This is a genomic window from Granulicella sp. S156, from assembly GCF_009766105.1.
Lineage (GTDB): Bacteria > Acidobacteriota > Terriglobia > Terriglobales > Acidobacteriaceae > Granulicella.
Window position 1 is genome coordinate 84,682 of the sequence record NZ_LMUH01000018.1, and the last position, 21,483, is coordinate 106,164.

General features: G+C 55.0%; 19 protein-coding genes. 12 read left to right on the forward strand and 7 right to left on the reverse strand.

All coding sequences use genetic code 11. The features are described 5' to 3' along the window. Window positions 1-105: 105 nt before the first annotated feature. Both GSQ91_RS14150 and GSQ91_RS14155 read right to left on the reverse strand, forming a co-directional pair. On the reverse strand, window positions 106-3,477 hold the full coding sequence (locus tag GSQ91_RS14150; RefSeq protein WP_216845252.1) for a carboxypeptidase regulatory-like domain-containing protein: 3,372 nt from the start codon (window positions 3,475-3,477) through the stop codon (window positions 106-108). Between the two features lie 498 nt (window positions 3,478-3,975). After that, window positions 3,976-5,475 (reverse strand): hypothetical protein, encoded by a 1,500-nt coding sequence (locus GSQ91_RS14155; protein ID WP_158822415.1) that lies wholly within the window; start codon window positions 5,473-5,475, stop codon window positions 3,976-3,978. Between the two features lie 234 nt (window positions 5,476-5,709). Between GSQ91_RS14155 and GSQ91_RS14160 the strand changes: the two genes are divergently transcribed. Then, window positions 5,710-6,465 (forward strand): hypothetical protein, encoded by a 756-nt coding sequence (locus GSQ91_RS14160; protein WP_158822416.1) that lies wholly within the window; start codon window positions 5,710-5,712, stop codon window positions 6,463-6,465. 427 nt (window positions 6,466-6,892) lie between these two features. Here the strand turns inward: GSQ91_RS14160 and GSQ91_RS14165 are convergent, their stop codons facing one another. Genes GSQ91_RS14165 through GSQ91_RS14185 form a run of 5 tightly spaced genes read right to left on the reverse strand, consistent with a single transcriptional unit; the run spans window position 6,893 to window position 10,531 of the window. Further along, window positions 6,893-7,870, reverse strand: a complete 978-nt coding sequence (locus GSQ91_RS14165) for a serine/threonine-protein kinase (RefSeq protein ID WP_158822417.1) — start codon at window positions 7,868-7,870, stop codon at window positions 6,893-6,895. Then, the gene (locus GSQ91_RS14170) at window positions 7,867-8,412 is read right to left on the reverse strand and encodes a ubiquitin-conjugating enzyme E2 (RefSeq protein WP_158822418.1); all 546 of its coding nucleotides are present in this window, start codon (window positions 8,410-8,412) and stop codon (window positions 7,867-7,869) included. The genes GSQ91_RS14165 and GSQ91_RS14170 overlap by 4 nt, the downstream gene beginning before the upstream one ends. Before the next feature lie 3 nt (window positions 8,413-8,415). Continuing rightward, complete coding sequence (locus GSQ91_RS14175; protein ID WP_158822419.1) at window positions 8,416-8,676, reverse strand: hypothetical protein; 261 nt, start codon at window positions 8,674-8,676, stop codon at window positions 8,416-8,418. A 38-nt stretch (window positions 8,677-8,714) separates the two neighbouring features. Further along, entirely contained in the window at window positions 8,715-9,443 is a 729-nt protein-coding gene (locus tag GSQ91_RS14180; protein WP_158822420.1) for a hypothetical protein, read from the reverse strand. Next, window positions 9,443-10,531, reverse strand: coding sequence for a ThiF family adenylyltransferase (locus GSQ91_RS14185; protein WP_371417112.1), 1,089 nt, complete (start codon window positions 10,529-10,531; stop codon window positions 9,443-9,445). The genes GSQ91_RS14180 and GSQ91_RS14185 overlap by 1 nt, the downstream gene beginning before the upstream one ends. Window positions 10,532-10,815: 284 nt before the next feature. Between GSQ91_RS14185 and GSQ91_RS14190 the strand changes: the two genes are divergently transcribed. The 11 genes from GSQ91_RS14190 to GSQ91_RS14240 all read left to right on the forward strand — a co-directional run bounded on the left by GSQ91_RS14190 (window position 10,816) and on the right by GSQ91_RS14240 (window position 21,469). Further along, the gene (locus GSQ91_RS14190) at window positions 10,816-11,673 is read left to right on the forward strand and encodes an FHA domain-containing protein (RefSeq protein ID WP_158822422.1); all 858 of its coding nucleotides are present in this window, start codon (window positions 10,816-10,818) and stop codon (window positions 11,671-11,673) included. A gap of 1 nt (window position 11,674) precedes the next feature. Next, the gene (locus tag GSQ91_RS14195; RefSeq protein ID WP_158822423.1) at window positions 11,675-13,150 is read left to right on the forward strand and encodes a VWA domain-containing protein; all 1,476 of its coding nucleotides are present in this window, start codon (window positions 11,675-11,677) and stop codon (window positions 13,148-13,150) included. A gap of 10 nt (window positions 13,151-13,160) precedes the next feature. Then, window positions 13,161-13,661: a hypothetical protein gene (locus GSQ91_RS14200; RefSeq protein ID WP_158822424.1), complete on the forward strand. Its 501-nt coding sequence runs from the start codon at window positions 13,161-13,163 to the stop codon at window positions 13,659-13,661. A 3-nt stretch (window positions 13,662-13,664) separates the two neighbouring features. Then, a complete protein-coding gene (locus GSQ91_RS14205; protein ID WP_158822425.1) occupies window positions 13,665-15,005 on the forward strand; it encodes a hypothetical protein in 1,341 nt (446 codons plus the stop codon). 23 nt (window positions 15,006-15,028) lie between these two features. After that, window positions 15,029-15,484, forward strand: a complete 456-nt coding sequence (locus tag GSQ91_RS14210; protein ID WP_158822426.1) for a hypothetical protein — start codon at window positions 15,029-15,031, stop codon at window positions 15,482-15,484. Window positions 15,485-15,529: 45 nt separating this feature from the next. Further along, entirely contained in the window at window positions 15,530-16,006 is a 477-nt protein-coding gene (locus tag GSQ91_RS14215; protein ID WP_158822427.1) for a hypothetical protein, read from the forward strand. A 67-nt stretch (window positions 16,007-16,073) separates the two neighbouring features. Further along, entirely contained in the window at window positions 16,074-16,523 is a 450-nt protein-coding gene (locus GSQ91_RS14220) for a hypothetical protein (RefSeq protein WP_158822428.1), read from the forward strand. A gap of 77 nt (window positions 16,524-16,600) precedes the next feature. Then, the gene (locus GSQ91_RS14225) at window positions 16,601-16,963 is read left to right on the forward strand and encodes a hypothetical protein (protein ID WP_158822429.1); all 363 of its coding nucleotides are present in this window, start codon (window positions 16,601-16,603) and stop codon (window positions 16,961-16,963) included. Between the two features lie 35 nt (window positions 16,964-16,998). After that, complete coding sequence (locus tag GSQ91_RS14230) at window positions 16,999-18,690, forward strand: hypothetical protein (RefSeq protein ID WP_158822430.1); 1,692 nt, start codon at window positions 16,999-17,001, stop codon at window positions 18,688-18,690. Further along, a complete protein-coding gene (locus GSQ91_RS14235; protein ID WP_158822431.1) occupies window positions 18,681-19,682 on the forward strand; it encodes a type VI secretion system baseplate subunit TssG in 1,002 nt (333 codons plus the stop codon). The genes GSQ91_RS14230 and GSQ91_RS14235 overlap by 10 nt, the downstream gene beginning before the upstream one ends. Then, the gene (locus tag GSQ91_RS14240) at window positions 19,679-21,469 is read left to right on the forward strand and encodes a type VI secretion system baseplate subunit TssK (protein WP_158822432.1); all 1,791 of its coding nucleotides are present in this window, start codon (window positions 19,679-19,681) and stop codon (window positions 21,467-21,469) included. Before GSQ91_RS14235 ends, GSQ91_RS14240 begins: the two co-directional genes overlap by 4 nt. The last annotated feature ends 14 nt before the right edge of the window (window positions 21,470-21,483 follow it).

Here is a 21,483-nt window from a genome sequence, read left to right on the forward strand (position 1 = left end):
CCTTGTATATAGCTATGCCGCCGGCGACGCTTTCGATGTTCGTCGAAGAAGAACTGCCGGCACCTTGAAACGGAGGCGACCGGCAGTGCCTGATCCAACGTGGTATTAGAAGGTAAGATGAGCTCCCAATTGAAGATTGCGTGGCGGACCGTTCGTGCCAGTGATCACACCAAACAACGGATTGCTGGCACTGCAGCAAGTGGTATTCGGGTGCGCCAGATAGGGATGATTGAGCGCATTGAACGCGTCGATCTGCACGCCGAGGTTCATCTGGTTATGGATCTTCTCAGTCTTGGACAACGAGATGTCGGAGTCCGCATAGCCAGGGCTGACAGCCTTATCCAGGCCGGAGTTGCCGATCTGATAGAGCGCAGGAGTCGTGAAGCAATTGGTATCAAACCATTCCGACGTCTTCCCGAGTGTTCGCACGGAAGAACAAACGGAGTTGGCACGGTTGCTCATGCCGTTGTTCAGGTTGTCCGAGGTAAGGTGGATCGTCATCGGCTGGCCTGATTGCAGCGTGGTAATCGTGCTAACCTGCCATCCTCCGATGAGCGTCTCTACTGCCCGGGGGCTGTTTGTCAGCCACTCTCGGCCGTGTCCGAAGGGAAGCTGGTACGTAAGACTGGCCACAAAGTTTTGCGGCACGTTCGGCGCCTGTTCGTTGCCCACACCATAGTTCAGGCGGTCCTGCCCTGGAAGCGGGTCGAACACGTTCGTGTTGTCCAGCTCTTTCGACCAGGTGTATGCAATACGGCCGGAGAGGCCATGCGACATCCGCTTGGTGAATTCAGCCTGCAGCGCGTCGTAGTTCGACTTGCCGTCGGAGCCGTAATAGTTGAGTGTCGAAACGTTCGGCGACAGATCGTAGAACGGACGCCGCGGCGCCTGCGCGCCCGGTCCCGGCTGCGGAGTGTTGATATTCCGCTCCCTGAAGATGTGCGAGCCTTTGGTTCCGACGTATGTCAGGCTGAAGGCAGTGGTTGCAGTGAGTTGCTGTTGGATACCGAAGTTCCACGCATTGGCGTTGTCGGGACGGAAGTGTAGCGACATCAACGATGCGGTCGAATTAGGTTGCGGAGTGACGGGTGCGGCCGTGGACAGTGGCACGAAAGCCGGCAGACCGTGATAGTAGTCCGCGTAGGCTGGATTGACGCCAGCGGCACCCCCCATAGTTGCCCATGGAGTATAGGCAGACGATTGGGTCACGGAGTATTGCTCGAAGAACGGGAAGTTGCGTTCCAGGCTTCCACCGATGCCACCACCGTTGGCGGTAAATGTCGTGATGCCAAAGGCCCCGCGGATCGCGGTCTTGCCATTATTGGGTGAATACGAGAACCCAATCCGGGGATCGACATTGCCGTAGTAGTTGTCCACGTTGGGAGCGCGATTGTTCGCTGTTGCGATATCGAGCAGACCTGTGGTCGTGTCGAAGTTTGACTGGCGGTTGAACTTGTCAACGGGCTGGGTCACAACATCCCAGCGCACGGCGACATTCAGCGTCAGTTGCCTGCTAACTGCGTACGTGTCTTGCCCATAGATGCCCCAGAGATTGGCACGGGTCGCCGGGTCAGTGTTCACGAAGCCACGGGTGATGGATGAGGGAAGTCCCAACAGAAAGCTGGCAAATTCGTTGCCACCGGTTGACTTGGAACAATTGGCATTTCCGGCGCAACTGCTGGTGTAATCCGTGCTGAAATTGAATTGGCCGTTTCCACTCTGATTCGCGTTCGTCAACGACGCCTGTAGACGACGGTAGTCCTCACCAAAGACGAGGGTGTGTTTGCCCAGCACCTTGGTGTAGTTGTCCGTGATCTGGTAGATGTTGGTGATGCGGTGTGCATCGGTATAACCCTGCGAGCCTGTCTGCGCAATATTGCCGGCATCGATAATCGCAAGTCCGGTGGCATTCGGGAACTGGTCGACGTTGCCGTTCGGAATTCCGAGCGCTGTGTTCTCGTTGGTCAGGTAATCGTTGCCATAGTCCACCGTATAGAAACGATTGAAACCGAAACGCAGTTCATTGGTCGCGGTTGTCGAAAAGGTGTGATCGTAACCAACAGCTGCATTATGCATGCGGTTTTGCGAATTGACGTTGCTGATACTAATCCAGCGCGTGCCCGGCGACGGTGCTGTCAGATTGCGATGCTGATACGACTCGCGCGCGAAGATCCGATTTTTGTCGCTGAACTGATAGTCGACCTTGGCATCGAATTGATGGGTGTCGTCAGCCTGAGTATTGCTGGCACTGTAATTGGCGACGCTGACGTTGGGAGAAGTGGGTTCAGGCCAGATGTTGGCTGAGCCGACCATATTCGCCGCTACGGGATCGAACCGCGATGTGGGGATTTGGTAAGCCGGCCCCTGAGATGAGTTTACGATCGGGAAAGGAGCCTGTGTCTGCGGGTCATAGATTGCTGGAAACTGGCTGGTCAGGAAGTAGCCCTGCTTCATCAGGTCCGTTGGCATCGTGTATCCCGTATAGTAAACACCGTTGTTCAGAAGCAGGCCTTGGTAGTCGGCAAAGAAGAACGCTTTATTCCGAATGATTGGGCCGCCGAACGACGCACCGAACTGGTTGGACCGATCCGGGGCTTTGGATGTTGCATCCCACTGGGTGGCGTTCAGCGAGTCGCCGCGGAAAAATTCGTATGCCGATCCATGGAATTTGTTGGTACCGGACTTCACTACGGCATTTACCTGCGCGCCGCCGTATACACCCACGGTTGCGTCGGAGTTTGCCGTTGAAACCTTGACTTCCTGGAGCGCGTCCAGTGGTGGCGTGACCGTCATGAAGGCGTTCAGCAATTCCATATCGCTGACGCCGTCCAGCGTGTAGGTCGTGCCTGCCCAGGGCAGGCCGTTCACCGATGCCGTGATGGCCGTTTGCGCGCCCGCGCCAGCGGCCGCTTCCGGCGCACTCGACCAGCCGCTCGCTACGGCACCCGGAACGGTGACGATCAGTTGCGAGTAAATGCGCCCGTTCAAGGGAAGGCTCTGGATGTCATGCTCGTTCATCACTTCGCCGAGGGAGGATCCGGTGGTATCGACCAGCGGGTTCAACGCCGTCACTTCAACCGTCTGATCCGATGTGCCGACCAGCATATTAACGTCGACGCGGTTGTTGTTGTCGACCGTTACGATATTTCCGGTCGAAATCGTCTCGCGGAAGCCGGGTGCGTCGACTTTGACCCTATAGGTACCGGGCTGCAGGTTGTCTGAGCGGTATTCGCCGAAGGCGTTGGACTTGGTGCGGGTGACGATACCCGTGTCCTGGTTAGTGACTGTCACCTGTGCGTTTGGTATCACCGCGTTGGTCGCGTCGTGGACCGTCCCGACGATGTGCCCGCTGACGCCTTGGCAAAAAGCTACAGATGAGATCGTGAGCAAGCAAAATAGGGGCAACAGTTTGCCAGAGAATATTTTTAGCCGCTTGAGTTTGGCGGTCCTTTTATAAATTGAAATTTCAGATTGCATAAAGCCTCCTTAGGGCTTTCTTCTTCATTCGTTGTGACTTCACTGTGCACTTGTCATCGAGCATTCCCAGCCAGGTCTTTCAGGGCACGTGCGGCCGTGAGAGAGCGGAGCACCTTACCTAAGACCTCGTGGTTCGTGCAGCCCGAGACAAAACTTGCATCCTTGCAAAAATGGCCCCTTCATCAACGCTGCAAACGGTAGCGGGACAAGGCAACGACAGTCTAGTTACGGGAGGGATACGGAGATCTGAAACACACTTGTTGCACGCGGGGTTTGCAGATGTTTCATCGACGTTACACGGCGTGTTACACCGAGATTTCGACGCAACTTAGACGGTTCAGCGTGGGGTGTGCTGTCGCACGTTACGCAGCTCTTGGGGAGAGCTTCATTTTTTGGGGGTGTAGAAGACATTTAGTAAGCGCGCAGGCGCCCTCTGTCGCTTTGACCGAGAAGCGACAGAGGAATTTTTCAAACGTGATGTTGCTAGAAGTTTTTCAGCTAATGAGCAGATGTCTGGGGAACTGCGCCGCCGACTCCGCTAGCATTCTGAGAGTGGAGCTTGTGTACTGCCATCAGATTGGCTTCCAAGACCTGGTAGCCTTTCTCAAGACGGACACGTACCAGGGCCTGAAACACCGGTGTATCGCCTTTTGCGGTGGATTCACCAGAGGCTGCTAATGCCTTGGACAATTCTTCAACTCCTGGCTTTGAAGTTGCGAACATCGTTGCACCTTCAGTGCCTTTGGTGTCCAGACCGCCCAACACTGCGACATATCTTCCTGGAACAACGCCGGGCTGTATGGATATGACGCTGTAATCTGTCTTCAATACCTGAGTCGTCGGGTCGCGCTCCGTATGGTAGGTCGCAGCCTCATTTGCTCGGGGATGAGCATTCAGAATTTGAGCTCTCCACTGTTCGTGTCGAGAATCGGGGTTCTCGAAGGTGAACTCTCCCATGGTAAGGAGTTGAGCGACGGCAATATTCTGGAACGGAGACCCAAGCAAAATGACGTTATGTTGCTTGAGATCATCAGGAGTGATGTCGCGACTGGGTTTGATGGTTGCTTTCACCCCCATCTGCCCAAAAAGGTTCGACAACATCGCGACACCTTGGAGTTCACCGGTACCTGTGTATCCATTCTCGTAGTAGAGCTGGCCAGCTTTGGCAACAAGTGATGGGTTTGAGGCGAGCTCCCGCGCCAGGTGTGGGTCGACCCGAGCGCCTCGGCTATCGCTCGCTCCCTGGCGGAATCGGAATAGGTCATTGGAGTCGTCCAAAAGGAAGACTGCATCCGGATACCCAATGACGGGAGCTGAATCATTGCCGAGAAAGCTCGCCCAAAATACTTTCACCGGATCGGTCGACTTGCCGAGAGCTGATTCTGGATTGGAGGAACCAGTTTCGACTCCAGTACTGTTTCGCAGCTGTCTGCTCCCAACCCAGATGCCTGTGGCAAAGAGGACAATGCATACCGTGGCGATTACTGCATGGGTGGAAGAAAACCATCTGCCCAACTGTTTTTGGGCAGGCAGGACGGGGCCGTTACCCTCAACCTGGTGTTCAAAAAGTCGAGTTTCACCGGAGACGGTCGTATCCGATTTTGGGGTAGTAACATCATTGAGCTCAGTCGCTCGAGCTGTAATGCTTTCAAAGCTCGGAAGGTAATGCCCTTTGGGAATCTCAACCACGATAGGGTCATGGCTGCCTTCGGCATCGTAATACTCTTTCAGCTTCTGCCTTAGTCTGTGAATCTGAACTCGGACGATAGGATCAGTTTTAGGATCAAAATCCTGCTTCCGCCCAAAGGCCTCTACGCCGATCGTGTATTCCTTAAGAGTTTCCGTAGTTCCAGTAATCGCCTTATCGGCTACAAACTGAAACAACTGTTGCAGTGTTAAGGCATTTCGAAAGGTAGTGGAGTGAATAATTCGGTGGATCTGCTGTTGACATTGCTCGGCAGAAGGCGCGTCACACTTCGTGGTTGCTGAAGTATCCACGTATGCCAACCCAACTCCCTCAAAGATATATTGTGAGCGTGAGTCTAGCAGCTTGCAGATGTAGAACACAAGTAACCAGCGAGGAGTTCATCGTTCATCTGCCTGGATATAGCTCCGAATGCTACTCATGAGATTTTCACCTGAGATAGTGGTCGCAGGTTAAGGTGTCTCCTTGGGTAAGGAGATTTAAATCTCCTCGTAAATTCATAGATTTCCGCTTACACTTACTCCGAAATGATCAAACTGGGCAGTCGCGTTTACGGAATCGCCGCCATCGTGTTCGGTCTCGTCGGACTGTGGTGGGACGATTTTGCTGCGGTATGGCAGCCTGTTCCGGACGGTATGCCTGGACGTAAGATCTTAGCGTATATCGTCGCCATTGCGTTCCTGGCAGCGGGCGTCGCGATGCAAGGGCGCCGAACAGCCCGCGTAGGAAGCGTTGTGCTGATGTGTCTCTACTCGATCTTTACCCTCTTCTGGCTGCGCCAAGTTGTAGCCTCCCCACACATATTCGGCACTTGGTCTGGAACTGCCGAGCAGCTTGCCCTCGTTATGGGAGGACTCGCGATCTATGCGTCGCTCGATCCGCAAGGGGGAGCGCTTGCTGCGCGGCTGGCCCTGCTAGGCCGGATCATATTCGGCGTCTGTGCCATCGCCTTTGGCGTGGCACATTTCGTGTATCTGTCCGAGACCGCAGCAATGGTCCCGCGGTGGATTCCACCAGGACAGAGGATGTGGGCGCTCACCACGGGCGCAGCTCATGTTCTGGCAGGGATCGCCATTGTCTCAGGAGTTCAGGCGCTTCTTGCTGCGCGATTGTTCACTGCAATGCTCATCGGGTTCGGCGTCTTTGTTTGGGCGCCTCAACTCTTCACTCTTCCTGAGACACACATGGTGTGGGCAGGGAATGCGGTGAACCTCGCGCTTGTCGGCGCGGCTTGGGCTATTGCCGATTCGATCGCGGAACTGAGCGATAAGAAGAACGTCTGAAGGCTGTCTGCGAGTTAGTCGCTCTCAGTGATGGGCAGAAGAGGTGCGTTCCCAGTGCTTGTCTGACTACATGTCGTAATTGTTTGGATTGAATAGAAATGGGCAACCTAACCTTTGAATCTTGTTGTGGCCCTGGACTTTGAGGATGCATATTTAGCTGCATGGCAGAGCAGCTTGAGAGGCCAGCGATCATCATCTTTGTAGTGGATGACTCTCCTGTATTTGCGTTCAATCTCATGGCAACTCGTTCTTTTTATCTTTGCCAATGCTGAGCTCGCTAAGTTAGGCACATCAGTATAGTGCTGAGCGAAGAGCGCAGCTCCAATCCAGTTTGTCTGGTAATGTCTGGAAGTCAATGCTAAGAATCTGAAGCAAACGGTGGGTTAGGAAACGACGGGCTGGAGGCTCACGAAAGGGGATTCAGAATTTAGTCGGCGCTTAAGCGAGTACGGCGAACGATCTGAACCGGCGCCCTCGATACGGTATGCAAAGCTGGACAATCTCGAAATTCAGGCCGCGAAAAACCGAGACCATCTAGAGCTCCCGACACCTCAAAGGCACTTTGAAAGCGATCTTCGCGTCTGGTCGCAAGCAATCTTTCCAGTAAGCGTCCTATTCCTTTGTCATCCTTCACGACAGAGGGTAGTTGCCAGTCTCCATTGAGATGTTTTCGGTCGATCTCAGTCAGCGTTTCGGCATGGAACAACGGTTTTCCTGTCAGCATCTCTGCGAGGATTGCGCCGAGTGCGTAGAGATCGCTGCGGAGATCCGGAGTCTCGCCGCGCAATTGTTCAGGACTGGTATATAGGGGAGTGCCGCCGATAAAAGAGCGTTCAGGACCGAAAGCCTCTGAGTGCGATATTCCGAAATCAAACAAGCGATACCGTCCGAAGATATCAAGTCGAAAGTTAGCAGGGGTCAGATCACAGTGAACGATTCCTTCAGTCTCGGCAAAGCACAATAAACTGCAGATCTGTGCGGCAAAGTTGAGTGTCTCGGAGCGAGATAGTGAACCAGTGCGCTGTAGCAGCTTATCGACGTCCTCGCCTTCGATATAGGGCATTGTGATGAAGAACAGACCGTCCAGTTCGCCAAAATCGAAGACGGGTACAGCATTCGGATGACCACCAAGACGCGCAGCATGAGCCGCCTCCGCGCGAAAGCTGCGGATGATCCCAGGCTTGCTGGCGAGTCGCGAGTGCAGCACCTTCGCGACAAACAGGCCTCGATGCAGACGGTGGCGCAATTGAAAAATGGTCGCCATGCCGCCGATGGCAATGGGTTGCAGTACTTCAAAGCGGCTGCCAAAAATGATCTGCAGGCGTGCTGCAATGTCGGGGATGTCCGAACCATTGTCCCCGGTCGATGGTGCAGCGATTGCTCGGTTTATCCCTAAAGCGATCACGACAGCCGTCGTCTCCTTTTTGGTATTCCCTGATCCGCCGCAAAGCGATCCAGCGCAAAGGTATCATGCGCGACGCCTATAAGTGGTTTTACTCGATCACGAGTGAGGTCTCCGTCGTTCCATTGTTCTATCCAGTCCAACGCCCCTGGTTGCATCACATGCAGTGCCTCGCGATTGTATAAACGCCCACCCACCATAGCGACCACTTTATGCAAAGCATGCTCGACGGTGTGGTCGACCCGGTGCTGCTCCCAGATACAAACAAAGCCTGTTTCAGGATGGACATTAGGGTGCCAGAAAGCGTTGTCTACATAAACCTCTAGTGGTACGGCGGGAAAGTACGTTGGATAGATTACGCGCAAATGGTGTACGGTGACCGGCCCATCGGGTATAGCGCGCGCCAGCCGGGCAGACGTTTCACGCAGAGTCAAACGAAATAGCCTGTCCTCTACTGAGAGGTCAGTAAGCCTGCTCGGATTCAACCGTGCAAGCCTCTGCAGCAGCTCCCATTCTGCTTGCAGTCTTCTCTCAAAGTTAGTCACAGCCTATCCATTAGTAGCCACAGTGGAGACACGCAACACATCGTTCGGGCGTACGCCCTGCTGTGCTAAAGGCGCAGCGAAATCGAGACTAGATCCATTCCAGATCACCTCGGGCTCTCCTTCGCCCTTGAGCACATTCCCGCGTTCGCGCAGGTCGAAGAGGATTTCCTCTAACACCATGTTGAGGGTCTCTCCCTCGTCGATATCAACGCTGTACTTTGTCTCGCCGCTGATTGTTTCGAAATAGATCTGATATTTGGGCATAGCAGGCTCATTCACCTTCAGGGTTGGGCGCGGTATATTTACGCACCATGGATCTCAATATTCTCGGTAGTTTGTACCACCGTCATAGTAAGCGATGCAGGTAAATCGGGAAGAGCTGTACCGCAACGCTGACATTCCCCATTATTAAAGTCCCAGCACTCCCGACATTGTGGACGACGGCAGTGCGGACAGATCCGCAAATCTACCTGCTCGGCAGAGCCGAGGCAAATCTGGCAACGTCCATAGGCGGAGCGAGGACCTGCGACCCGCGTCCACCATTTTTCTCCCGTGGGCAATACGGGAACGCGCTGTTCCAGACACAGGGTGCAACGTCTGTGCTCAAAACTCCAGCAGGCCTCATCGCAGACCTGCATGTGGCAACGTGGACATTTAAAGCTCAAGGCCTGCGTTGCCAGACGGCGGTTGCACAACGCGCAACGTACCCGGCTACGCAGTAATACGAACATGGTTAGTCCACTGCCCGCCGCAGCGAACAGAAAACTGAACCACTCGGCAAAGTCACTGCGGAAGGAGAACTCTGCCAGAAGAACACTCAATAGCACGGCTCCGGCGCACACTAATGGCGGTAGCCATGGGCGATCCGAAGAAAGATCGAAGTGCGCCCACAACAGCGTAACTCCAACACTTAAAAGCAACGCGACCGGCAGCGCAACAGGCCCGCCGGCCAGGCAGGCGCCGAATTGCGCGGAGCAGAGCAGAATAATCACACCGGCAAGCAGCGCAAAACGTTCAAGCGACCGGTTCATCAACTTCCTTCCTCATCATTGACAGGAGCAAAAGTACGACGGAATTGATATAGATGCTGTTCAGGCAATCCAAGCTGCCGCGGGGTGAAATCCGAGGCCGTATCCCCACTGCCGAGGCTGCTGACTATCTTAGTAGGCTCGCAACTGCCGATGGCGCCACACTGCGTACAGACTGTTTTACGACGAATCAGGGCGACGCGCCTTTTTGGGAAAGTGCGGTGGCCGCACAGACGACAGCGTGCCTCCAAACATTGTGGCCAAACCGTCTGTAATCGTAAGTCGTTTCCACTCAATGCTTCTCGAATCGGTCGATCGTAAGCCAAGGGTAGCCACTCGCCTTCGGGAACGTCGTGCCATGGACAGCTAACGCTTCGAGGCAGTTTCAGGTCCTTATGAATCCATGGCTCCATGGCACGACTACCGTCCAGGCGAGTAGAAAAGGAGTTCTCGAAAGGACGCCCACCTACAGAAAACGCCTCAATCAATCGAAACATGGTTGCTGCTGTTTCTCTCAAAGCATCGTGCGTGCCGGTCATGTTGGACGTTTCCTCAACCAATCTGCAGCCCAGGGATGTAGAAACGGCATATGACAGCAGCTCTGCACGCCGTATCTCTGAGATACCACACAGGTAGCAGGCAGCTTCACGCGCTGGCGAAAACCAGGATACCCGTCCAGCTGCGATACCTTCTCCCATTACTCCGCCGTCCAACATCTGCAAGCCCAATATACGAGCTGCGATTGAGGTCTCTAGCCGAGCTAAGGTGCTGTCAGTACAGGAGATAATAAGATCACATGCCGCCAGCCTGCCAAGACCAACATCAGCGATCTCTGCTGCAATACCGTTCCACGCCAGCGCATACTGTTTCCAGATCGCATCAACGAGTAACTCTGCTTTGAAGTGCGCAAAGACCCCAGCGCCGCATGTGGAAAAAACGTCCCCATACAGTGAGCTAAGGGGGACATTGCGTGGCTCGAGGCAATCAGGATCGATTATTAGAACATTCAGAAAGGCGTTTTCGGCCAGTATTCTGCATATTTCGGAGCCGAGCGCGCCAGCCCCAATTACCGCTAAATTCAAGCCTTTCAAGCGTTCCCCGATAGAACTACAGGATGTGTGCCCCCAAAACGCTGGGCGTCCTCAATATTTAATTGATAATTTTCGAATACAACCTTATGCCTTTCTTATACTTCCAATACACTTTACACAACACAGAATAGTACCGAACATAGAGTAGCTTGGTATCTCTGTCGAATTGACCCCGGTTTCCGATTGGCAAGATGAGTATTTATCGTGGGCTTTATTTCTCAACATTGATTGGTGCAATAGGTGGCCTTCTCGCATCGCTATGCACTGTTCTACTGTCGATACCTATGGCAAACACCGGCTTGCGATGGCTGCCGGATAGCATCACGCTAATAGTCTTTGGCCTCTTGGTCGGCTTGTTGCTGTATTTTCACTTCGATCGCGTACTTTTGGGTAAGATCCGCGCGTCCTCCATAGGATTTGGATTTCTCTTTGGCGCTTTTTCAGCCGCTGCCGCTGCTGCGCTCGCATACGGACTTAGAACCAGTATTGCCTCCACATCCCCCACGCTTTATCGTGTGACAGTTTGGGCTTTTTGTTTTTCCCTCATCGGCCTTGGCCTTGGGCTTCGTTGGGCGAGAAGCAATCGCGGGCGCGTTCTCCACACCTATGCCGGTAGCTTGGCTGGTGGCTTGCTGGGGGGACTAGTCTTCATCCTCTTCACTCCGCATTTGTCTGCCGGCATCTCCATGTGCAGCCTGATGCTGGCAGGAGCGGGAATAGGATTTGGGAGCGGCATCGCTCCTGTACTGGTGCGCGAAGGCATCATGCGTTTCATTAGTTCCGGCGATGCACGAGCACAGAACAAACTTGGCAAAAACAAAACGCTCTGGGACCTTGATATGGATGAATCCTATGTTCTCGGCAGCGCGCCGACAGCACAGGGCGGAAGCCGCTTTCAGCAAGGTGCGGACATCTGCATTCCTGACTCTTCCGTTGCGCCGCGTCATGCCGTTATCTTTCATAAAGGCGGTCGTTATTTTATTGCACGGCACCCGGATGCGTCCGGTCCGGAAGGCATATCGAAGTATGTTCTTCGCATCAAAGGTAAAACGGTTGTCAGCTCACAGGAGCTGCATCCTACCGATGACCTTCTGATCGGTCGCACCGCTCTCCGCTTCGAAAGCAGAAAGCAAGGAGAATAGCGTGAAGATCATCAAACATCTCGCAGTTCTCGTTTGTGCCGCAGCAACCTTTGCTAGCGCGCAGGAGCTTCCTAAGCCGTCCCGATTGCTGCTGACATCTCCGCCCCAGCTGGTGGATTGCGCTCCTGTAATGCAGTCTCCGTGCATGTCCGCTGCCGTTACACCAGGCGATTCGGCAGGCAAGCCCGCACCCTTCGTGTTGCCTCAAGCATCGCAACTGACTGATGCGTTTACGCTGCAAAGCGCATCCGGGGACATGAAGCCGTTCTACGTCAGTGCTGGACTAGGCCCTGATGCTGGTCAGCACACGAACGTCGTCCTGATGCTCGTCGATATCAGCGGCAGCATGAACCAGCCGATGGCGGGCAGCCGTTCTCGATTTGAAGCGCTCAAGAGTGCCATCGCGCAGTTTCTGGCGGGGATGCAGGACGGTTCAGACCGCGTTGCGATCGTTCCCTTCGAGAGTCACGATGTAGTCTCAACCATCCGGTCTGCGGTTTTTACGACACATCGAGTCGAAGCCCTGGCACAGCTTAATGCGTTGCGCTCACCGGGGCCTAAGAACAATACGGCGCTCTATCAGGCCGTTTTCTCCGGAGTAGATTCACTAAAGGGTGAACTCGCCTCTTTGCAGCATGATGGCGTGACTGCTGCGGAGTTACAGCCGCATCTGATCGTCATGACTGACGGTAAGAATGAAGTGGAGCCTGGCGACGATCCGGGGTTATTGAACGGTGACCATGGTCTGCAGCAAGCTGTGGAGCAAGTGCAGGTCTCGCACTTGGATACGATCGGTATCGGCTTTGGCGACCAGAAGGACATCGATGCAGATGCATTGAAAAGCCTCACGAAGCGCTTCTATTATGCGGCGGACGCCGCGCAACTACTTGCAGCTCTGCATGTTAGCCGTTCGGCGGTAAGTCATTCCATCCAGCTCACTTGGCCGTTACCGGAAGCCAATCGAGTCGCCCTGATGGGCCATGATCAGGTCTGGACACCGCGCCTGCAACTGGAGGATGGGTCGGTACTTCTGGGTGACCCTCTTCGCCTCATTGTTCCGGCCACGAATGCCCCAGTCTATGACCGTGGAGCTTCACCGGAGGAGTTACAGGCGTTGATCGCTACCCATCCTCCCGCGACGTCTGGTTGGTCGAGTGTTCTCGTCCACCTGTTGCTCTATCTGGGCGCAGCGGTTATCTTGCTCATACTATGGTTCTGGGTGCCGCGTTTGATTTGGGGTGAACAATATTCGAGTTCCGTTCCTGGCCGTTCCCGACGTTGGAGCAGCGACCGCTCGGGGGTTACCTCTGCGTCCGGCGTGCAGGTACGTTCTACCTCCAGCCTTCCCGCAGGCTTTACACCGGAACTCGAATCCGCCAGTCCGTTGCGCCGTTCCGCTGCACAGACGACACAAGTTCAACCGCGTAGCGAAGCTTCCCGCACACGCCTTACTTTTGATCAGAACTCGTTGAAATAGGAGACCCTGTATGCCTCTGATAAAAGTTGTTCGAAAAGGAGTTACACCCGCCGTTCGTAAGGTCCCCACCTCGACGGCTGCCGCTATGCTTCCCATGACGCTGAATCGCGTTAGTGGCGAAGCCGTATCCGAAACGGAAGACCTTACGAAGGTAGAGGACCTCGGCGACGCGTTTCGGAAGTTCGAACCGAAACTGAGCTTTCGGGGCTATGCTGGTCCCGAGGAGACGGAGTTCCGCTCCGAATTCGAGTTCCGCTCTATCAAGGACTTCGATCCTGAGAATCTGCAAAAGCGCCAGGAGGCCAAGGGAGCAGATGGTACATCCCATTTCCTGCGTAACGATCTTGCTGACTTGAAGCAAAACATTGACTTACTCTATCGGTTAAAAGATCGCTGGAAGCTGCCTGCGGTGCGACGCGCGTGGGGCAATGCCAGTCAGCGTGAGGAAATTGTCAATGCACTTGGCAAGCTGCGCACCGAACTCGAGCGTGTTGCAGAGGGGGAAAAGTAAACCATGGCTGAGACACCCACATTGAATCGCACAACCGAGCAGATTTTGAGTAACAGTCCGGCTCGCGAATTGCTTCAGGATATCTTCGCTGACCTTCACCCCGGTCTCACCAACGAGAAGCGTGATCTTGCGAGCATCTTTTCCGCTCAGTCGGCTAAAGAGTTCCTCGGCCAGCTCACAAACTTCGAGCAGTTAATCAGCGCTGACGATAGCTACGAGCAGACTGTCAAAAAGCTTCAGGGCCAGATCGACAGTGCCGAAGGCATACGCGATCAACTGCTTGCGCAGATATTCGATCAGATCCGGCCTATAGAACTCTCGTACCGCCAGATCCAGCTCTTCTTCGAAAACTCAAAGGTGGGCGACGGTAAGATTCGCAAACCCGTCGAGCTTTTCATCCTCAACGCCGATCCGAAGGCGATGCAGGACATCTTCTCGATGAACATTGCGGCGCTTGAACACTTTATTGTTCAGCGCAATGATAACTTCAACTTCCGTGATGACATCTGTAACCTTGTCATTCCCGGCTATTACCCACAGTCCATTCGCGAGAAATTTGAGCAAATAGCGAACGCCTGGGGTATGCTCCTGATCGGCGATCTTGATGACGAGACGTCCTTCAAAAACGTTGAGCGCAATTTCCTGCCCGGCGGTAAGTATGAGTTCCTTAAACGGCCCGAAGACCAGGCGGCGGCGGATGTTTGCCTGATGGGTTATTTGCAGGTGCGTTCAGCTCACTGGTTCGAAAAGAATAGCGATGTAAGCGATGGCCTCTACAGCCCACCTTCGATGGTTTTTGCGGGTGCGGTTGCGCGGGCGGACGACGCGCAGGGTATGGCGCAGGGTCCCGTCGGTTCACGATTCGGCAGAGTCAACGGCGCGGCTAAAGCACGGATAGAACCACTTATCGGACAGATGGAGCATCTCTCCATGGAACGACAGCTGATCCCCATCATCCGTGATGCAGACAATCACCTGTGTTTTTACGGTTGCCGGACCCAGGCTGACGATCCGTATGGAGTGCTCAAGTTCTTTACTTCATATCGTATTCTGCGATACTTGGAACGCTGCTGCCGTCACTACCTGCTGCAGGTCGCGGGCCAAGTGCTGACGCGGGACTTCATGGACCAGCAGATCGAAACACCGCTGAAGCGCCTGTTAGACGAGCAGGTAGAGCAGGGCACGATCCTTGGTTATGACCTGTTTGTCGATAAGGATTCCAACAAGCGTATGCAGGGCATCTGCGACATCACGCTGAACGTGATGCCAACTGGACCTGCTGAAACCTTCGTGCTCAAAATCGATGTACCAGAGTTCAGCCGGCAGGAGCCCGCAAAGAATTAGGCCCCACGACGAGGTGGATTGCGATGAACCAGGTGCGATTTCAGATAGGTGTACCGCGTGTTGGCTCTGCAGCACGTAATGCAGAAGATGAAAACAGTCTTGACTCTGCCTCTGGACGGCTCGTCCTTCCGGAGGCTGGCTCGGCTGCGCGCGCAGCCGAAGCAGAAAGGGCTGCCAGCGGGTATTCGACTCCAACCGTTGCAGGATTTGCTCTGCGCGGTCAAAACGGAACGGTAACTCGTAATACGTCCGTCACACGGGGCGTGTTGAATAGTGCAGGTGCGCCAGCGCCGCTAGCTGACGCACCTGCGCGGCCCGAACTATCAGCGGCACAATGCATGCCCGAGATGCTGCCCTCCGAAAAACGAGGCAGCAATCCCGAACAGTCTCGCGCTGGTCCGCTGAATCTTGCCGCGAGCCGTTTCCAAACGCTGGTGCAGTCGCTTTTTTCTTCGGGCGATACAACCGATAAGTCCTAAACTGTCTTACGCCAAACCCCAACTCTCACCCTTAAGGAGCAACCTATGGCAAGTCCATACCGCACAACTGTCACCATCGATGGCCAGAAGTTTCAGGCAGTGACAACCAGTGTGAAGTTCAACACCGCAAAAGACCGTTCCGGCGTTGCCCAAATGGGTTCGCTCGCCACGAAGATTCGTGTATGGGCCGATCTCCACGACGATCAGAACCTCCCTTTCTCGACAGTGAAACATCTGTTCGATCTATCGAACGTAGTGACCCGCGACAAGATCAAGCCCGTCAAGATCGAGTTCTGGAAGGATGACTCGCAGCAGGATGCGCTGATCTCCTATAGCTTCAACGGCTGGATTCGTCGCTTTGAAACCTCTAACCCGCTCGACTTCCTTCCGAAGGCGCAATCCATCACCACCGAAGACGCACTGGCCGAAGGCGCTGCTCCCAGCCTGAATCACATGCTGGTCCTCGACATCGAGCCTGCATTGAATCAGCAGAACTTCCAGGCTGTACAGATGAGCAACTAAGCTTCGCGCTTCGTAGTGCCTTTACGCATTCATACCCCGAGCCGGGCCACCCGAAAGGATCGATTCCATGGCAACTCCCTCTCGTAGCACCTGCACCATAGACGGCAATAAGTTCGATTGCCTTTCTATCTCAGTAGCTTTTAGCACAGACAAAGACCGCGCCGGCATGCCCCAGATGGGCTCCCTGGCTACTGACATCCGCGTGTACGTCGATTTCCATGACGATACCAACATCCCCTTTTCCACCATGAGCAATCTCTTCAGCCTGTCGAACGTGGTGACAAAGGATAAGGTAAAGCCGATTAAGCTCGAATTCTGGAAGGACGATGCGCATCAGGACTCACTGGCCTCGTATAGCTTCAATGGCTGGATCAGCGGTTTCCACACCCTCAATCCCTACCAGAGCGACACGCAACTCAGCGGCGAAGACCACGCTGGCGTGAACCACATTCTGGTGCTTGATCTCGAAGCACAGATGAACCAGCAGAACTTCCGGGACATCTCACTCAGCAACTAGAGTCGTGCCTTCAGGGCCCGGGGCGATATGCTCCGGGCCCTGAAGTTCGTACTTTTCAAATATACGGAGTTAACCGAGTGCAATCTATCGCTTTCCCGATGCGACTTCAGGAAAACGGGCTTCTGCTTCGCGACGACAAAGCCGCTTCGATCATCGCGCTTCTGCAGATGATGGCACGTACACCCGCTGGATCCTGGATTGCATGTCCAACATTTGGGTTGCGCGATCTATTCGAGAACAGCCGGCAGCGTGCTGATGTGGCACGGCTTGCCGCCATACGTATCAACGAAACATTTGAAGATCTTGGAATCGATGGTTATACGGTCACCGAAGTCGTGCGCGAAATAAGTCCCGGTCGTGAGACAGACACGTACTCCATCACGCTCGAAAACACCGCAAACACAGAGACTTTCACCACGTATATCGCACACGAGCAATAGCTTAAGCATAGAACCACGTAGAAAGGAGGAAGCCGATGAGCAGCCACACACCGAATGTTCTCGAGATCGATCGCAAGCTGCGCGACGACTTCCGCCGTCGCGTGAAGGACTTCGGTGTTAGTACTGAGACGACCGATCCGCTGCTTGCCGTGCTCTTCCGTACCGTGGCACAGCAGATCGATCAGATCTATAGCGACACTGCACAGCTCCGGCAGTCGTTACTCCATGAGTTGATGAGCGGCCTGCAGGTGCAGCAGTATCTCGCGACACCGGCACAAGCGGCGGTCCGGCTGATTAACGACCTCAGCGAGCCGCGCGTGCTTCGCGCGGGTACAGAATTGAACGCTGTTGCCTCAACTGGTGAGCGTCTTTCATTCGGTCTCGATGCAACGTTCGAAGTTTCGCAGGCACGCATTGCGTTCGCGCTCAGTTATCAAGACCAGACCCTGCGTCTGCTTACAGGCGTGGAGATGAGTGACACGATCCAGGCAATGCGCCCGTCCTCTGACCCAGTCCCTGTAAGTCTCGGGCCTCAGCCGGCTCTTTATATTGCTATTGAAAATCTATCGGCGGGGCTGCTCAATCGCCACAGCCTTTTCTTTGAATTAGGTCCTGGCACCTATCCGGTACAACATGCACTCTGCCATGAACCATGGTGGATCTTTGGTGAGGATGGCGATCTTGCTGGCGAAGGTTTGCTGCGTCCCAAGCGCATCAATGGTGGTGTCTATCAATTGGAGTTTCAATTGGGTGGCAATGAATCGGTCGGCATGCTCGACGCGCCACTGCCATCGATTCCTAACGGGTTTTACACCGGCCGGCAATACCTGTTTCCCCCAATGCATGCTGGACAGCCGCTGCTATGCCGCGTTCCGCGCCTATTGGAGCCGGCACTCACGCGCATTCTCAATCGGGATGCAGGTCATTTACTGTCTGAGCCGCGTCTGTGGATCAAGATTCCGATGCCGCCCAACATACCGGCACTGCATCACGCGATTAATGGCATTTTGCTGCACACCATGACGGCGTCCAACGTCTTCGCGCGCAACCAGACGATTCGCTTCGAGCGTGATGGTATTTCGATTCCTGTAGTCAAAGAAGGTGGCACACCGGAGTATCTCGTGGCTCCACTCACTGTAATGAGTGTCGACAATCACGCTTACGAGGCAGCCACACGCCCCGGAGCGGACGCCTCTGCCGGTCGTTTTGAGCTGCACAACAATCGTTTGACGCTCTACCCCGGCATGCACAGCAATGGCACTCCACACACCGCTGCCAATATTCGTCTTTGGCTTACCAACGGTGCGCTTGGTAATCGTGTTGGTCCTGGCGATATTACTAGCTTTGCCAATGCAGCCGCGCTTACAGGGATTAGGCTTGCTCCATTTACGGCGGCGTCGGGCGGCTCCGATGGAGAACACATTGCCAGCAAAGAAAGACGCTTCGCCGATGCTTTGCTCACGCGCGGTCGCATCGTTACACGTCAAGATCTGGAGACCGCCGCTTTCGCTGTAGACCGCCGCATTCTCGACGTGATTACGGACTCCGGTATGGTACGTAAAGACGAAGGCATCCGACGCGTGGAACGTCTGCAGCTCACGCTAGATTCGCATGCATTTTCGAAACCCGAGATTGAACTGCCTGCGTTGAAATCGCAGATCGAGGCCTCACTCGGTGCGCGTCTCGTGCAGGGGCTGGAACTGGAGGTAGAGTTCACATGGAACTGACCTCCGCTACCGCTTCCAGTATTCCGGCAGCGCCTCTACGCCGGATGCCAGCGTTCGCCGAAGGCACCCACGCACATAGCCACTCCATCCACTCAGCGCTCGCCTCACTAACTGCGCTGGGCGTCAGTCCGCATCGCATCGTGGTGCGATGCACGGGCCGAGAGTCGGTGGCAGCCGGTACGGTGGTGCGTCAACAGCCCGCGCCCGGCATGCCGATCTTTCCCGATACCTCTGTTCATCTTGATATCGCAGGTCTCGGCTTTTCGCATTCGCTTCCTGTCGGCATGTGGGACTCCGGTGGTGAGACTCATGCGGGCACACGCGAGATCCTCGAGCCCTTCGACGATCCTCTTGAAAAGTTGAGGCACTGGTTCCACGAGGGCGCGCCGCTATTTCGCATCTCGCCGGAAGATCCTGCGGCATGCGTCCGCTGGCTGCGGCTCTTCGGCATAAAAGCCTCTGATTGGCCAAGCTCGCTCTGGTATCGACTCGCTTCGCTGGTTGCCAGCGTCTCGCAGCTCAGTTGCTCGCAGGATGGCTGTGCCTTTGTTCTGCACGCGTTGCTCGATCTCCCAGTGCAGAGTTTCTCGTATCGTCCGTCGGTTTCCGCTTTGCCTTCGACGGCGCTCTCCTCTCTGGGAACACATGCTTCACGTCTCGGTGTTGATCTGTTGATGGGCGATTCGGTGGAAGACCTCGCAACCTTGCAGATAGAAATTGGCCCAGTCTCGCTCGAAATGTATGAACATTACACCGAAAGTGAAGAGGGTATGGCGCTCTTGCGCCGCTCCCTCGAAATGATCATGCCCGTCTCTACGCACTATGACGTGCGCTGGTCCGTACTAGACCGCAACCGTACCCCCCGTCTCGGGATGAAAGAGCACAACGCCCGTCTTGGCATCAATACGCACATGGGAATGTCGCTCGTATCTGGAGCATCTGAATCGCAAAAGAACAAGCCGCAAGAATCTAATAGCTGGAGCAATGCATGAACGAACCGCGGCCCGAAGCACGCAATTTGTTGAATCTGCGCTCGGTGAACTGGGAGCATGGCATGCTCCTGACGCCCGATCATTTTCTGCGGCAGGAGCAGTATCTCGAATCGCTTTCGGCGTGGGGCTTGCGCTATCTTGCCGCAGGCAACGGCCTGGTAGGCGGTGGTGTACGAATTCCCGAGAGCGATCTTGGCACCGTACGTTTTGACCCAGAAGTAACGCTCAGTGAAACGGCAGAGCATCTTGACATCTCCGTGTCGCGAGCTCGGGGCATCACACCTTCTGGCACAATCGTAGATGTCGAGACGGCCGGCAGCATCTCGAATCGTTTTCCGAAAGAGCAACTCGCAGGCGTCGCCGAGTCTGTGGTCTATGTTGTCCTCGATCCGTCAACACGTATAAAAGCAAACGGCGTCGTTGATTCTTTTAATCCGCAGATGCGTACTGAGCGCATTCCCAGCTATCGTATTGCTCTCAACGTCACGGCTGCTGAGCGGGCGACTGGCCTTGCTGTAGGACGTATACGCCGTCCTGCTACCGGCATGTACTTTGAAGCGGATCCCGGTTTTATTCCTGCATGCGTTTCGGTCGCTGGCCACTCCGAGCTAATGACCGGCACCAGGCGCATTCTGGATGCCATCAATCGCCTCGCCTCCGGCTATGCGGAGTTGCACCGTGCCATGCGTGAGTTCATGGTCATCTTCACAGAGCGCGGACTCGAAACAGAAGTAGACCGTGATTCTATGGCGTTTGCCGAGCGTATGGTGCTCGAGTTGCAGGACACCGCGTATGAGCTGCTCGATCGTACCCAAAGTCCCGAACACTTCTTTGGGCGTATGCGCCGTATGCTGCACTCTGCTGCTATCTTTTTCGATCTTGCCACCGGTATGCATCAGTATTACGACACACTCCGGGAGACCGGTGAAAGCGAATTGCTAGGACTGATCGAACTGCAAAAGCATGCCCTTCAACTTGGTCGCACTTTGCGGCTCGATGAAGACCTCGGACTTGAAGTGCGCAAGATGCTCCAGTCGCTCGTAGGGCTTGAAAAGCTTGAGCGCGCACTTGAAGGCAAGTACATCGATTTCCGCAAGAGTGCATCCCTCGAAAGCACGAACTTCATCTTCGACCGAGGCGGCAAGGCGCTGTACAAACTGGCAGCGCGTCCGTCCAGAGTTCAGGGCGTTGCGGACGAGATGACTATCATCTTTTCGAACCTGCGGCTCGAAGGTCGTGATCGCTATCGGCTCATTCTCGTTGGTGATCGGGCGACGCCGTGGCTTCGCGGCACGTCTATTGGCGCGGAGATTCGCTTGAATGAGGGCTCAGGTTTCCGGCGCGAAAGCCTCATTCTTACCGGCGACGTGAAGTTCGACGAGCAAAACAACATCGAGTTGGACTTCGAAGCGCCAGACGTTCCTACGATCACAGATCTTCGTGTGACTGTGCCTGCGTATCACACGGTGCACACCGCACTTCTTTTCCTGCGTCATCGTTTCTATGCCAGCCGCCAGGAAAATCTGGAGGCTCGTACCGTCGCTCGGGAACCGGAACGTAGCAATACTCCACTACGCACGGCACCTGTGCCTGCAAGCGCCACGAAGGAGAGCGCCACCGAGACGCCGCCGAGGCCACCATCGCAGCGGCTTGAGGGTAGCGAGATCCCATCTGCATCACCCACGACTGTCGCCATCCAGCCACCGTGGATGCCTCGCGACAACCCCACGAATGGTGCGACCAATGAAGATGCCACCAATCGTCCCCGCCGTCGCCGTTTGGAATAGCCCGCGCCAGCCGC